A 14405-nucleotide genomic window follows, 5' to 3' on the forward strand; every position below is an offset into this window, starting at 1 on the left:
TGAGATGTGCCCTCCCATCTAAAATCTAAAAAAGAAACCGGGTTTCTATAAATCTGGGGTTTAGTGGCGAAGCATCGAGGCAGAAAGCAAATTTCTAGTCCGTTGCGTGCCCGCCTGAATCTGTTGGATAATTCAGTAAAACTTTTGGAAAAAAAACCGATGACTGACCCTTTAAATAGTCCTTATCCCGTTCCTTGGGAATGGATTACTGCCACTCATGCTAAAGTGAGTTCCACTGCCGGCACAGGCCTCCGCTATTATCGCAGTCCATCCCTAGTTTCAACTAACGGCCAATACGCAGCTTACAGTCGAATTGAGTTGCAAGTGCAGCCGGAATTCTCCCGGTGTCGGGTTAGCAGTGTCATGTTTGTGGAAAATCTCAAAACTGGCGAACTGCAAACAGTGGCGGCTGCTTCGCCACTGGCAGAAAGTGGGATGTATGCTAGCGATGATACAGATATGTCCGGGACGATCGCCATTTTAGTGCCTGTTTCTTGGAATCAAGACGGTTCCCGCATTCTCGCCCGCGAATTTGAAGCACTTTTCAACTCTTCCGATATGTCCGACTACGGTGTCATTTGGGACAAAAATGATAATTACACTTATACCGTTGCTCCCGCTCGCAGTCTTTACACTCATGCTGTATTGTTGGGTTGGAGTCAAGTTTGTCCCGGAAAAGTTCTGTTCCGCGCCGGCAATTTGGGCGATCGATCTTGGCCTCTTTGTGCCGTTGATATGACAGGGCAAACGGTAGCAGTCACCGAGGACAAACCCCTAGTTTTCGGCAGTCAAGCCAGCACAGACTGGAGCGAACCTAAAACTCGTTTTTAGATATTATGGCGGTATTCTCTTTGAGCGGGCCAACAATTTTTTTAGTGTCAGGTCAGTCTTTAAACCAATTCATTTTGACCCTGGGGCTGATTATTTTAGCTGTTGTTTTTGGTTTAACAGCATTTATTTTTATTCGCCTTTTTCTCAATTGGTTGCATGGAAAATTGGAAAACACTCGCCTTTTTTTTAGACGTTCGTTAAAAAAAAATACGGGTTCTTTAACCGCTAATATTCCACAACCTGAAAATGTTTTTTTAGAACCCCGATTCGTAGAAAGTGACGGCAATTTAACGGCTACTATTTTTGGAGGCAAAAGCGATATTTCAGAAGCGCTTGAGCCCGAGATAATCTGTGAAAATCCAGCAGCAGTTGCCTACCTCTACAAGCCGATCGCTCTTTGGCACGGGCGCTTAATTTTGCCGTCAAAGGAAGAACGCCAGCCCTACGGTTCAGTGTATTTTGAAGTGATAAATGCACCCAAAAAATATCAATATTTCATTGGCAAAACAGCATTTTTGAAATGGAGTACAAATCGCCAAGTACAGTTTTTTGTCCACGCAGTAACCCAAGATCTCAACTTCACAAAACAGGCTAAAAATAGTAAAAAATCTGGCAATATCCATCCAGATAGATTGAACGGCTGGCGAAATGTCGGCCCTTTAGAAACTCTAGCAGGCAGCAGACTCGAAGACAGCGTGACTGTGATGCTACGCAGGCCGGTGATTGCAATTAATTATAGCAGCAGCGATCGCCAGGAACTCACGATCGATCGCGAACCAGTACAAATTATCGGACGTTTCTGCGCCTTAGTCTCTATTTTACAGCGAAAAGAAGCCGACAGCGACAAATTTATTGTCCGGCATTTCAACAAAACATCTCAACAATTTGACGGCGCCGCTGAAATAATTCGGATTCCTCAAGTACAGCCCGACAAAAATGGCGTAGCGAGGTCTACCAATCACCTGATCGAACAATCCCCCTTAAATCCAGACGGCTGGTACATTTACGGCGAAAGAGACGAAGACAGTATATTTGTAGTGCAGGCAATCGAACCCCGCAAAATTGCCCAATTAACACCAGATGAAACACATTTCGGCCTCAAAAAATCTCTCGCTTATTTAAACTACAAAAATTGGGAAAATACACCAGCCCAAAAAGGGCAAGCAAAAAGAGTATTGTTAACCCCAAATGAGGCTACAGAAAACGATTCAATCTCTCCTTGGCAAGAAGGAGATATCGGGATAGTGATTCACAGTTTCGGCGGTATCGGCGGCAAAAAAGGCGAACGGCCACCGCTGGGGATTGTCACCGGACATTTTGCTTTGGGAGTAGCAAAAGTAGTGCGCGATCGCTTTACCAGCGAACTGCGTTTTGACATAGAATACAAACAAGTTTACGCCCATAATCCCGACGGAATTGTTGCCGGTTCCAGCAAATGGCAAAGCTACATGGGAGACTTGCAGCGCGGCTGGTTGGGCGATCGCCCGGTTTGCGATATCATCTGTAAATTAGATTGCGTGTGTTGCGACTACGATTTTGACGGCATCACCTTGTCGCCTTTAACCGAATTAAACCAGCAACTAGATATCATGATGGCCCGTTACCGCAGCGGAGACGGCACCGGCGCAAGTTTAGTCACCCCAGCAACTTCTTGCGTCCAAGATTCAAGTCAGGCAATTTACGCGACAATTAAAAAAATTACTTCCGAAATAGAGTCAAATCCTCAGATTCAAGACTGGTTGAAAACACATCCCACCGACGCACAAACCCAAAGGTTTCACCAGTTAGTAGCTTTAGGAGAGAGTTTAGAAAAAGTATTAATGCCCCTCGGCATTGTCCGTCCAGATTGGCGCAAAAATGCAAGATTGGCGGGGATTGATGCGGAACTGAAAAAAACCTTTTTTGTCGGTATAGTGAACCTGATAAAAGCTGCTATTAGTTACCGAACAATGCTGCCCAGGCGCACCCAGGATGAAATAGCCAAAATTTTCTTAAAACAGGGAGCATTTTTGTGGATAATTCGCACAAATCAAGTTGGAGGATTTGACCCAAACATTGAGCCAATCGCACCAACAGGGCTTTGAATCAGCAATCGGTTTGTAGATGATTCGGCGATTGAAATCGCTACTAGAAAAACAAAGCCTGCCTCCGCAGACTAAGAGATTGAGGGAGCATTTAAGCGGGATTTGGTATCCGTCAACAGTCAACAGCCAACCGTTAACAGTCAACAGTTAACCGTTAACAGTCAACAATCAACCATTACCAAGGAGTGACTTGAACATTGCCGTCTGGTGCCAAAACTACGCGGAAATCAGCCAGCGGTTCCGCCGGTGGCCTGGTGCCAACCGGTTTGTAAAGCAACTCCGACAACGGCGTTTCGGATCGATCGACCGCTGCCGAATTCTCGGGCTTGTAACCGACAATCGCCCCGTCTTGGGCCACACTCACGCGATAAACCAACTCCGCATCCGGAGGCTGATTCTTCACAGCTCCGTCAATTTGCTGGGAAAGTTTGCCCCTCAACAGCTCAATTTCTCCTGAATCGGTAATTGGCACGGCTGCTGCCTCAGGGCTTGCCAAACCTTCAGCAACAGGACTGGGCGTGCTTTCCGGCGAAGTGTTCGACTGCGGTGTGGCGCTAGGTGAATCGTCCGACTGCGGTGTGGGGCTTGGTGAAGCGTCCGACTGCGGCGCGGGGCTCGGAGTCGGCGAAATCGATTCAGCGTTCGGAGTTTGAGTCCCAGGCACCAAACCGTCCGCAGGGGGCGTGGGATTGGGATTAGGCGAACCCGATCCGCCCGGATTCGGCGTCCCTTGATTCTGGCCCGCTGGATTGGGCTGCGGCACCGGATCTCTCTGGCGCTGGACTTCCGGCACCGGCACCAAGAAAAACGCCATCGCAGCCAAAGCCAAACTCGACACCCCCACCACAGCAGGCAAAGTCCGCTTCGCCAAAGGTTCGGCAGACTTGACGTAACGCTTGGAAATTGGGGTTAATTGCAGCGACAATTCCGGCAGCGTCTGCGTGTCGGCAAAAAACTGATCGATCGCCTCTACCAAGTCAAATAGCTGTACCGTCGTCAAATCAACTTTTGCCGACAGTTCTGTTTTTTGATCGATTGGGGTTGGGCTGCCTGTGGAGGCGGGTAGAACGGTCAATCGGTGCAAATTCCCGTCAATTCTGTGTAACTGCACCATACCCACATTCGGGCCGTAGCGATCGGGATAATGCACTCCGCTCATAAATTCTTGAGCGTAGCTGCTGACGGCCCTCACCAAGCTTTCAAAAAACTCCCGCCCCCCCGTCAGGGGCTCGCCGAGACCTTTCACATAGCATTCAGCGCTCATTAGTATGGAAAGCACCGGCCGTATATCTAACTGGCTGGCTGCCGATCCATCGCTCAACCCTTCTAGAACTAGGGTGCAATTTGGCAGACTGTACTGACGCCTAATAGTCATTTTTTATTCAACTTCTCCATCAAACAGGCTAACCCAGAAGCGCTGCATTCCGGCTGTGCCTGTACAAAATAGCAGTTTGCTCAACAAGTTCAAAGCTAGTTCGTTGAGCTTGTCGTCGGAATCGTAAGCTGCAACTACCGATCGCTTGGGGTTCATGCGCGATCGAAAGTGAGCTCGAAAGCGTTCTAAATACTCGGCCAGCGGCAGGTTCTGGTTGAGGGGGATATTTCTCGATCGCAACTGCTGCGAGTCTAGCAGCAACTGCCGAATTGTGGCGGTTAACTTACGCGCCATATTACAGGCGATCGCCACCAGCGCTTTTGCTTCCACCATGGTAAGCGAGCGGCGCTGCGTGTAGCGTCTCAGCGGGTTAGTATTACGCATCAGCCAAAGGGCAACCCGATTTTTGATAATTGATTCCAATTCCAGTTCCTTTGACACGGCCAGCATTTCTTCGGCACCTCCGAGATACAAGGCTTCGATCGCCAGCAACATCAAGTCAATTTGTAATCTGGCTCGGCGGGGACATCCCCCATCGGAAGGCGACAAGTCTGGCAAACTGTCTAAAATTAACGGGTTTGACTGGGTAAGCGAAGTTTCTGACGGCATTAATATCACGGCAACATCCATTCCAAACAAACTATACGGGCACGGGGGGTCTTGAGCAAGACAAATTCTCAACCAAGAACTTCTCTGGGATACTTTATTTTTATCATTGACTTTTAGGCATATTTTCTAATTTAGCAGCAACCGACCGTCACAGGCGAGCTCCAGCGGGAGTTTGATCTGCCACTCCCCACCCACGTCGCCGGAGCTTTGTGATTCCTTGCTTCGTTAGGGGAGAAGGGGAGAGTCGAAAAGCGACAAAGAATTACCCATTTCCCATTTCTTATTCTCTATTGGGATCAATCAATGTTCCTGCTTCTGGGGTTGCACCGCCGCTTCTCTTTGAGCCGTAAAATCTGTAGCCGCCGCCTTATCAGTTAGACTAATTTTTCCTTTTAGGCTTTCTTGCTCCACAATTCCGCGCATTTTAACAGAACTGTTTTGACCCGTTGCTGTGGAGTCGCTGCAACCAGCTAAATTAGCAACCGCACCCGACAAGTTCAATCCTTGAGTTTCCCACTTACCAAATAGAGAAGGTTTCTCCTGCGCTATTTTTTCCCTGCCCTCCCTGCTGCCCGATCGCACATTACCGCTCAAATAAACACCCGATTGCTCGATTGTCAATACCAAAACATCAGATTCCAGACATTCGGGCAAACTTTTAGGATCGAAGCGATAATTTCCTGCAATTGCCGGAGGAGCCTTTAAATTTGCTTCCCCATAAGCAGTTACTACTTTAAACAGCAGTGAAACTGAGCCGATCGCAACCCCGTAAAATGCCAGCGATTTGAGGCTTAAATGATTCATCATCTTGGTAATTAATAATTGGGAATTGGGCATTGGGAATTGGGCATTGGGCATTGGGAATTGGGCATTGGTACTAACTAACAAATAACCAATAACCAATAACTAATAACAACTGCCAACAGTTAACAGTCAACTGACTACATTTGAGGAAGTACCGACGCCAAGTGCGATCGCACTTTAACGTAACACCGCGCAATCAGCAGCGAAGAATGACACTGCACCGCCAATTCATCAGTATACTGTCCCAAAGTTTGGCGCTCAATTCCCCACTCCCGACTCGTACCCGCAATAGTCAAATCAGCATTAGCAGAAGCCGCAACCACTGCTTGAATTGGCTCAGCAGCCTCCACAATCGGAGTTTCAATGCGCGATCGCACCTCAACTGGTAACTGATCCATCACCCGCTGAAACTCGTAACTCAGCTCATTTCCAGATTCCCCGTCAACCGCCACCCGCAGCACCGTCAAACGGCGTTCCTCGCTATTAACTAACAGTCTCAGCGCCAATTCTAACCCCAAATCATCGTGAATGTTTGCCGCGTAAGGTACTAACAAGTTATTCAATTTGTCCCGGCCTCTGTCAACAAAAATTGCTACATCCACCTTTGCGTTGCTGAGAATTTGACCGACACGTCCTCCCAAACGGTTGCTGGTAAAAGTAGGCCTGTGCCATCCTACTAAAATCAAATCTGCGCGATCTATTTCCGCAATTTGCGCCGTTTCCCGGGCTACATCATTAGTAACGCGAATGATGGGATGTACGAATTTTCTCGCCTCGGGCAGTTCCAAGCTATCAATCAACTCTGATAATTTCGAGCGACGCTCTTGAATAATGCGATCGGCTTCCACAGGCGTACTTTCAAAGGCATAGTCATCATTTAATTCTATCAAACTCAGAGGATGAACTGCCGCCGACTTTAAATCATCACCGCCCATACCAGCAGCAGGCTGCGCCAGCGCTACCGCTAGTCGCAGTAAACCTTTCTGCGTGCTGGGATTGGCAACAGGTACTAAAATTCGATAAGTGGGCAGCAATTTGTTAGCAGTTTCTTCGCTGCTGTCACCAATTTGTAAATCTTCTAATTCTGAATCCTCAGAGTTAACTTCTGAAATATCTAATCTAATTAATCGTTTGGGATAAGTCCACTCCAACAGCGGCGAAGTCATAAAAGTTGTCACTAAAGCCATGATAACTAACATCGTAAATAGCAGCGGCGAAACTACCCCCAGGGAAAGACCGATATTCAGGACAATTAGTTCAGTCAAACCGCGAGTATTCATCAGCCATCCCAGCGCTGAAGATTCGCGGTTGCTGATGCCACAAACTCTTGCCGCAAAGTAAGTGCCGACATATTTCCCAACAATAGCCACTCCTAAAACTGCGGCACACAGCAGCCACAATTCTGGACTGTTGAGCAAGCCGATTTGAGTCCGCAAGCCGCTGTAAGCAAAAAATATGGGCAGCAGAAATATTAGTACAAAGTCTTCGGTTTTTTCGGCTAATTCTCTGGTTAATCCCGCATTTTTAGGCATGGCAGCACCCAGCAAAAATGCACCGAAAATTAAATGAATGCCGATCCATTCAGTAATTAAGGCAGAAGCTACAACTCCCATGTAAATTCCCGAAAGCACTAACTGTGTTAATCTGCCAGTGCGGTTGTACTGTTTGGAAAGTCGCTGCAAGAACCAGCGGACTACTGTCAGCATGAAACCGATGTAAATTAAAGATGCAATAATTGTCGGCAAAGCACCGAGCATGGAATTAGTACGAGTAACTGCGATCGCCACCGCTAACAAACACCAAGCCGTTACGTCATCTACCGCAGCGCAAGTCAAGGCCAGCGTCCCCAATTTGGTATTCTGTAAATTGTGTTCTGTAATAATTCTTGCCAGCACCGGAAAAGCCGTAATTGACATCGCAGCGCCCAAAAACAAAGCAAAGGCGGTAAAGGAAACGCTATTATTTGAAACTATGGGATACAGCAGCAGCGCTAGCAAGCTTCCCAGGGAAAACGGCACTAGAATGCTGACGTGGGAAGTTAAAATCGCTATATCTAAATTGCTTTTGAGATACTTGGGATTCAGTTCCAAACCAATCAAAAACATGAAAAATATTAGCCCCACCTCAGATAGCACGTTGAGGAAGGGAACGGCTTCGGCTGGAAAAAGTGCTGTTGCTAAATCTGGTGCAACTAAGCCAAACAGAGAAGGCCCAAGCATAATTCCTGCTACAATTTCTCCAATGACTTGAGGTTGTTTGATCGCTCGAAATCCTAAACCTACAAGTCTCGAAAGTGCGATGACAATTAGAACTTCAAGCAGGACGAGAATGGGTATGGGCATGGCGTTTTTAGCTTTGGGATTTTTGCGGATCGAGAGGGCAGGCTACTAAAGCCGACAGAATTACCGAATCGAAAAAAATGGATACCAGCTCGATCGAAGGTAGAAGGCACAAGAGGCGCACCAACAACGCCATTCTCTCACAAGCCAACAAAGGCTTTGGCAACCTCCCATCTGGATTTTTCGTTTTTAAGAAGCGCTTGCAACTAACTGTAACCGCAGCCTGCACACCCCGCACCCAACCCGCCCATTAAATCTCACATCCGGGTGCCAAGCCAACCCTACGGATATCAGATTGTCAGAAAAAGTAGCGCGCTTGTGATAAACTAGAAAAGTTGTTTAAATTCGCACATCCGGGTTTTCGGGTGTTTCGAGGGCGCAAACCTTCAGAAATACGACCGGGTGGAGGATTAACCCGAATCAGGAGTTAAAAATACAATGCCAGTAGTCAGTTTGGCTCAAATGTTAGAGTCAGGGGTTCACTTCGGACACCAAACCCGTCGGTGGAACCCGAAAATGTCTCCATACATTTTTACAGAGCGCAACGGGGTTCACATCATCGACCTCGTGCAAACCGCTCAGCTTATGGAAGACGCCTACGAGTACATGAGAGTTGCCTCAGAAAAAGGCAAAAAGTTTTTGTTCGTGGGTACGAAGCGCCAAGCTGCAGGGATTGTAGCCCAAGAAGCTCAACGCTGCGGTGCTTATTACGTCAACCAGCGCTGGCTGGGGGGAATGCTCACCAACTGGACGACGATTAAGTCCCGCGTGGAGCGCCTCAAGGATTTGGAGCGCCGCGAGGAAATCGGCGCCCTCGATTTGCTGCCGAAAAAAGAAGCTTCGGTACTGCGCCGAGAAATGGCAAAACTCCAGAAATATCTGGGCGGGATTAAATCTATGCGGAAGATTCCCGACGGAGTGGTGCTGGTAGACCAACGCCGCGAGTATAATGCGGTGTTGGAATGCCAAAAGTTGGGAATTCCGATCGTCTCTCTGTTGGATACCAACTGCGACCCGGATTTGGTTGACATTGCGATTCCGGCGAATGACGATGCTATTCGATCGATCAAGCTGATTGTCGGCAAGTTGGCTGATGCCATCTACGAAGGTCGTCACGGTCAGCAGGGCGGCGACTCTGAGGAAGACTACGACTACGAAGGTGGCTACGAAGGCGCCGAATATGATGTCGAAATCGAAGAATTGGATGACCCCAATTATGTAGAACCCGACGACGAAGACGCTGAAGGCGAAGAAACCGAGAGCTAGTATTGCCCTCGCAATCTGACACCAGGAAATTAAAAATTAAAGATTGAAAATTAAAAATAATAATTATTTTTAGTTGGATATTTTTAATTTTTAATTGTACATAGCACGAGTCTAAGTCATTAGTAGAGTTCTGGCAAAAGCATTCATTGTGTCAGGGCCCGAATTAATTCTGGCGCTACACCTACAAAGTCGGTACTAAGATCGACTGGGTATTTCTTCACTCTGGTCTAATCATTAACATTAAAATTAGTGACTAATGACTGATGACTAATGACTGATGACTAATGACTAATAACTAATTTTGATTGGGAACTTAAAGAAGATGGCGGACATATCTGCAAAACTTGTTAAAGAACTGCGCGAAAAAACTGGCGCGGGCATGATGGACTGCAAAAAAGCCCTCGTTGAAAACGAAGGCAATATGGAAACATCCATTGAGTGGCTGCGGAAAAAAGGTCTGGCTTCGGCAGGTAAAAAAGGTGGACGAGTCGCCTCAGAAGGACTTGTAGGCAGCTACATTCACACCGGCGGCCGCGTGGGAGTGCTGGTGGAAGTTAACTGCGAAACAGATTTTGTGGCACGTCGCGAAGAATTCCAAAAGTTGGTGCGGGATATTGCGATGCAAATTGCAGCTTGCCCGAATGTGGAATACGTGAAAGTTGAAGATATCCCCGCCGAAGTTGTCGAAAGAGAAAAGGCAATTGAAATGGGCAAAGATGACTTGGGCAACAAGCCGGAAAACATCAAAGAAAAGATTGTTCAAGGGCGGATTGAGAAGCGCATGAAAGAGTTATCTTTAATGGATCAGCCTTTTATTAAAGATCAGAATATCTCGGTGGAAGAGTTGGTGAAACAAACGATCGCCCAAATTGGAGAAAATGTCCAAGTGCGCCGCTTCGTGCGTTTTGTCTTGGGCGAAGGCATTGAAAAGGTAGAAGCTAACTTTGCCGATGAAGTGGCAGCCCAAATGGGTGCTCAATAATCCCAAATTAAGATTAAAAATTAAAAATTAAAAATGTGAAAAATCAATTTTTTGCATTTTTAATTTTTAATTTTTACAGGACTTATGGACAGACTATATTTGTAGGAGGTAGACTGCAAACCTTGCTACTACAGACAGATAGCGTAAAAATTGTAATACTTTAAAACTTGCGTAAGTCCTATTTTTAATTTTATACGAGAGATATGGTGCGACCAAAAGAGCGAATAGAGCAAGATTTGGCAGGACTCGAAGAGGCTTTAGCAGCCTTGACTTTGGAGTTTCGCAGTACCTACGAAGGTTATTTAACTGCGTTGGGACAAGCGGTGCGGCAGCAGTTAATTTTGGCTTGCTATCACCTTTGCACTCAAGCAGTACCGGAGTCGTTTCTCAAGTTGTCCTTCGAGGGGAGGCAAAAAATGCAGCAGTCTGTAAGGGCTTTGGCTGCGGCGTCGGAGGAAAAATTGCGATCGCTGGTGACTGAATCAGAAGCCGAGAAAGAGGAAGAGGAAGAGGAAGAGGAAGAGGAAGAGGAAGAGGAAGACGACTTCGACAAAGACGAAGAGGAAGAAGAGGAAGACGAAGAAGACGAAAAGGAAGAAGACCAAAAGGAAAAAAACCAAGTTTCCGCGATTAACTATCTATTTTCATTGGCAAATTATCAATTGCCAAGTGCCAATTCCCCAGAAAGTTTGGCACGCTGGCAAAATATTATTGAAAAGTCGATCGTCCATATACTCAAGCTGCTTTCTCGCGACACCAACCGCTTGCTGCAACAGTCGGGAATCTTGCCGAGTCAATTGCCAGAACCTGTTCTAGAAGCTGCTTCTGGTGCTGAATCCTCCGGCGATAGTGTTGCCGGGCCGCCTAACTTATTAAACTTAATCATTGAAACTGATGCCTCATCAGCATCGCAAAAATTGGCAGAAACCTTGGGTAGTAGGGCGCTGCACATTACAGCGATTAAACTGCGGCTGTCGGAAATAGAGTTTGCCGATGCAGGAACCTCGGCTTGGCGCCAGCAAATTCGTAACCTGTCTGTAAAGTTGAACTCCCTGGGCCGCGATTACCAGAAAAAGCAGCGGGAACTCGCTGTGGTGGAAGCTGAGTCGGCTTGGCGATCGAGTTGGTTTGAAGATTGATCGGATGTTGAAGGAAGAAGGAAGAAGGAAGAAGGAAGAAGGAAGAGGGAAGAAGGAAGAAGGAAGAGGGAAGAAGGAAAAACGTAAAACTTTTAGGCTATTGGGAAACCCGCTTTCTTAAAGAAACCGGGTTTCTCAGTGTTATACTTTTTTGGTGGAAGCTTCTTAAAAGAAAAAGTTAAAATTTAAAAAGTTAAAATTTAAAAAGTTAAAATCTAAAATCTAAAATCTAAAATCTAAAATCTAAAATCTAAAATTGATATGACTATCGATCGACCCGAATGGCAGCGATTGCAAAAAGCTCTTTCAGTAGAAGCCGATCGCGGATTTAACGACATCCAAGGCAGTCAATACCGCTTCAGCGAGTTTCTGGGCATGAGTTTGAGACAGTTGGCAGGTTCGGTGGCGGCTTCTTCGCGCGATCGAGCTAGACACCTAGCCGCTGAATTTGACACCTACCCTCAGAAAGATCTCGAACAGCGCCAACATTCGATCGCCATTACGGTCAGTTTTTTGAGGCAAATGGAGCAAGTTTGGGAACAAGAAACTCGCCACCAGCAAGAACAAGCAGCACAAGTCAGACCCGCAAACGCTAACGCTTCTGAACCAACCGCCCCAGCAGTTTCCGTTCCCCGAACTGCACCCCTGAGTACAGCACCCCCACCGCCCAGCCTGACTCTTGACCAACAGTTAACCCGCGCCACCGGCATCGGCCCCGCCAACGGCAACCGCTTGGCCAAACTTGGTTTATACACTGTATACGACTTGCTTTACTACTATCCCCGCAACCACATCGACTATGCAAAGCAAGTACAAATTCGCGAGCTAGTAGCAGGGGAAACTGTCACTTTAATCGCCGAAGTAAAGCGCTGCAATTGCTTTTCTAGTCCGAAGAATAAGAAGTTAACGATATTAGAAGTAATTTTAAAAGACCGCACCGGAGAAATAAAAATAAGTCGTTTTTTTGCAGGGCCTCGCTACAGCAATCGCGGCTGGCAAGAATTCAAAAAGCGCGAGTATTGTACTGGCGCGGTGCTGGCTGCTTCGGGGTTGGTTAAGCAGGGTAAATATGGAATTACTTTAGAAAATCCTGAGTTAGAAGTATTAGACGATTCCGGCGGTGCGATCGAATCAATGAAAGTCGGCCGCCTGATACCAGTTTATCCGCTGACGGAGGGGGTGGATGCTGGTTCGGTGAGGCGATCGATTTTGGCTGCAATGCCGGCGGCGAAAATGTTGCCAGAATCGCTACCGGAAGATTTGCGCGAGCGTTACGGTTTAATGGGTTTAGCCGATGCTGTGACTAATATTCACTTTCCGCTCGATCGAGATTGTTTGGCCGCCGCCCGCCGCCGCTTAGTTTTTGACGAATTTTTCTACCTGCAATTAGGACTTTTAAAACGCCGCCAAACCCAAAGGAAAGCTCAAGCTAGTGCAGTCATCCTTCCTACTGGCAAATTGATCGAACATTTTTATGAAATCTTGCCTTTTGCCTTGACTAATGCTCAGGAAAGAGTAATTAACGACATCCTCAACGATTTAGCTTCGTCGCAACCGATGAACAGATTAGTGCAAGGCGATGTCGGTGCTGGCAAAACCGTAGTCGCCGTCGTGGCAATGCTAGCAGCAATTCAATCCGGCTATCAAGCCGCTTTAATGGCACCGACAGAAGTTTTAGCAGAACAGCACTATCGCAAATTGGTAGGTTGGTTTAACTTGATGCACTTGTCGGTCGAACTGTTAACTGGTTCGACAAAAGTAGCAAAGCGCCGCGAAATTCACAACCAATTAGAAACCGGAGAATTACCTGTTTTAGTGGGAACTCACGCGCTGATTCAAGATACAGTTAATTTCCATAAATTGGGGTTGGCGGTAATTGATGAACAGCACAGATTCGGCGTGCAGCAGCGTGCTAAATTGCAGCAAAAAGGCGAAGCTCCTCACGTTTTGACAATGACTGCAACTCCCATTCCCCGGACGCTGGCGCTGACGCTGCACGGGGATTTAGATGTGAGTCAGATTGATGAACTTCCCCCCGGCAGGCAGGCGATTCAAACAACTGTACTGTCTGCCAAAGAACGCATTCAAGCTTACGATTTGATTCGGCGGGAAGTGGCGAGCGGGCGTCAAGTTTATGTGGTGCTGCCGCTGGTGGAGGAGTCGGAAAAGTTGGACGTGCGATCGGCAATTGAGGAAAAAGAGAAACTTGAAAAAATTGTATTTCCTGAGTTTAAGGTTGGTTTGCTACACGGTAGAATGAGCAGTGCCGACAAAGACGAAGCAATTTCTAAGTTTCGGGACAAAGAAACTGATATTTTAGTATCTACTACTGTGGTCGAGGTGGGAGTAGACGTGCCGAATGCCACGGTAATGCTGATTGAAAATTCTGAGCGTTTTGGACTGTCGCAACTGCACCAGTTGCGGGGTCGAGTGGGTCGGGGCAGCAACCGTTCTTATTGTTTGTTAATGCCCGGTTCCAAAACGGCGGAAGCTATGCAGAGAATGAAGGTTTTAGAACAATCTCAAGATGGCTTTTTTATTGCGGAAATGGACATGAGATTGCGCGGGCCTGGTCAGGTTTTGGGAACTAGGCAGTCGGGTTTGCCGGATTTTGCTTTGGCGAGTTTGGTGGAGGATCAGGAGGTTTTGGAGTTGGCGAGGGCGGCGGCTCAAATGGTAATTGAGAATGATGAAAGTTTGAATCAGTGGCCGGTGGTGCGGGATGAATTGGAGCGGAGATATCAGCGGATGATGAGCGGGTCGATTTTGACTTAGATAGTTTTGGACGCAGCAACGGGGTTTTTAATAATATTTTGTAGTGGCGGGTTAAGCAAAGATATATCAAAGCCGCCAGTTTATTGCTGCACTCACCCGTCCTCCTCCCCATAGGGCGGTTTATTTGCAGCTACTTATTTAATGTCACTAATGTCAGAAACCGGTTTTGTTCCCCTAAACTCACGTAAAACCCTAGGTTTT

General features: G+C 47.0%; 11 protein-coding genes. 7 read left to right on the plus strand and 4 right to left on the minus strand.

The window, feature by feature from the left end:
- Positions 1–159: 159 nt before the first annotated feature.
- Positions 160–831, plus strand: coding sequence for a hypothetical protein (locus QUA71_RS00810; protein ID WP_333281027.1), 672 nt, complete (start codon positions 160–162; stop codon positions 829–831).
- Between the two features lie 5 nt (positions 832–836).
- The gene (locus QUA71_RS00815; RefSeq protein ID WP_333281029.1) at positions 837–2915 is read left to right on the plus strand and encodes an abortive infection protein; all 2079 of its coding nucleotides are present in this window, start codon (positions 837–839) and stop codon (positions 2913–2915) included.
- 175 nt (positions 2916–3090) lie between these two features.
- Here the strand turns inward: QUA71_RS00815 and QUA71_RS00820 are convergent, their stop codons facing one another.
- The 4 genes from QUA71_RS00820 to QUA71_RS00835 all read right to left on the minus strand — a co-directional run bounded on the left by QUA71_RS00820 (position 3091) and on the right by QUA71_RS00835 (position 8045).
- A complete protein-coding gene (locus tag QUA71_RS00820) occupies positions 3091–4290 on the minus strand; it encodes a DUF4335 domain-containing protein (RefSeq protein ID WP_333281031.1) in 1200 nt (399 codons plus the stop codon).
- 3 nt (positions 4291–4293) lie between these two features.
- Positions 4294–4920: a DUF3038 domain-containing protein gene (locus tag QUA71_RS00825; RefSeq protein ID WP_190658477.1), complete on the minus strand. Its 627-nt coding sequence runs from the start codon at positions 4918–4920 to the stop codon at positions 4294–4296.
- 279 nt (positions 4921–5199) lie between these two features.
- Complete coding sequence (locus tag QUA71_RS00830; protein ID WP_333281034.1) at positions 5200–5736, minus strand: hypothetical protein; 537 nt, start codon at positions 5734–5736, stop codon at positions 5200–5202.
- A gap of 104 nt (positions 5737–5840) precedes the next feature.
- Complete coding sequence (locus QUA71_RS00835) at positions 5841–8045, minus strand: cation:proton antiporter domain-containing protein (RefSeq protein WP_333281037.1); 2205 nt, start codon at positions 8043–8045, stop codon at positions 5841–5843.
- Positions 8046–8122: 77 nt separating this feature from the next.
- On the opposite strand from QUA71_RS00835, the gene QUA71_RS00840 reads away from it, so the two are divergent.
- The 5 genes from QUA71_RS00840 to recG all read left to right on the plus strand — a co-directional run bounded on the left by QUA71_RS00840 (position 8123) and on the right by recG (position 14204).
- Entirely contained in the window at positions 8123–8296 is a 174-nt protein-coding gene (locus QUA71_RS00840) for a hypothetical protein (RefSeq protein ID WP_333281040.1), read from the plus strand.
- Positions 8297–8480: 184 nt separating this feature from the next.
- Positions 8481–9308 carry a 30S ribosomal protein S2 gene (rpsB, locus tag QUA71_RS00845; protein ID WP_190731913.1) on the plus strand — a complete coding sequence of 276 codons (828 nt, stop codon included), beginning with the start codon at positions 8481–8483 and terminating at the stop codon, positions 9306–9308.
- Positions 9309–9630: 322 nt separating this feature from the next.
- Positions 9631–10290 (plus strand): translation elongation factor Ts, encoded by a 660-nt coding sequence (gene tsf, locus QUA71_RS00850; protein WP_190658473.1) that lies wholly within the window; start codon positions 9631–9633, stop codon positions 10288–10290.
- A 203-nt stretch (positions 10291–10493) separates the two neighbouring features.
- A complete protein-coding gene (locus QUA71_RS00855; RefSeq protein WP_190658471.1) occupies positions 10494–11429 on the plus strand; it encodes a hypothetical protein in 936 nt (311 codons plus the stop codon).
- Between the two features lie 261 nt (positions 11430–11690).
- Positions 11691–14204 (plus strand): ATP-dependent DNA helicase RecG, encoded by a 2514-nt coding sequence (recG, locus tag QUA71_RS00860; RefSeq protein ID WP_333281045.1) that lies wholly within the window; start codon positions 11691–11693, stop codon positions 14202–14204.
- Positions 14205–14405: the final 201 nt, after the last annotated feature.

Origin of the sequence: Microcoleus sp. MON1_C5, assembly GCF_036701875.1 — a bacterium.
In the GTDB taxonomy this organism is placed as follows: Bacteria; Cyanobacteriota; Cyanobacteriia; order Cyanobacteriales; family Microcoleaceae; genus Microcoleus.

Coding starts and splice junctions, on each gene's coding strand:
- QUA71_RS00810 (WP_333281027.1), top strand. CDS start 160: ATGACTGACCCTTTAAATAGTCCTTATCCCGTTCCTTGGGAATGGATT.
- QUA71_RS00825 (WP_190658477.1), bottom strand. CDS start 4,920: ATGGATGTTGCCGTGATATTAATGCCGTCAGAAACTTCGCTTACCCAG.
- recG (WP_333281045.1), top strand. CDS start 11,691: ATGACTATCGATCGACCCGAATGGCAGCGATTGCAAAAAGCTCTTTCA.
- QUA71_RS00835 (WP_333281037.1), bottom strand. CDS start 8,045: ATGCCCATACCCATTCTCGTCCTGCTTGAAGTTCTAATTGTCATCGCA.
- tsf (WP_190658473.1), top strand. CDS start 9,631: ATGGCGGACATATCTGCAAAACTTGTTAAAGAACTGCGCGAAAAAACT.
- QUA71_RS00820 (WP_333281031.1), bottom strand. CDS start 4,290: ATGACTATTAGGCGTCAGTACAGTCTGCCAAATTGCACCCTAGTTCTA.
- rpsB (WP_190731913.1), top strand. CDS start 8,481: ATGCCAGTAGTCAGTTTGGCTCAAATGTTAGAGTCAGGGGTTCACTTC.
- QUA71_RS00830 (WP_333281034.1), bottom strand. CDS start 5,736: ATGCCCAATTCCCAATTATTAATTACCAAGATGATGAATCATTTAAGC.
- QUA71_RS00855 (WP_190658471.1), top strand. CDS start 10,494: ATGGTGCGACCAAAAGAGCGAATAGAGCAAGATTTGGCAGGACTCGAA.
- QUA71_RS00815 (WP_333281029.1), top strand. CDS start 837: ATGGCGGTATTCTCTTTGAGCGGGCCAACAATTTTTTTAGTGTCAGGT.
- QUA71_RS00840 (WP_333281040.1), top strand. CDS start 8,123: ATGGATACCAGCTCGATCGAAGGTAGAAGGCACAAGAGGCGCACCAAC.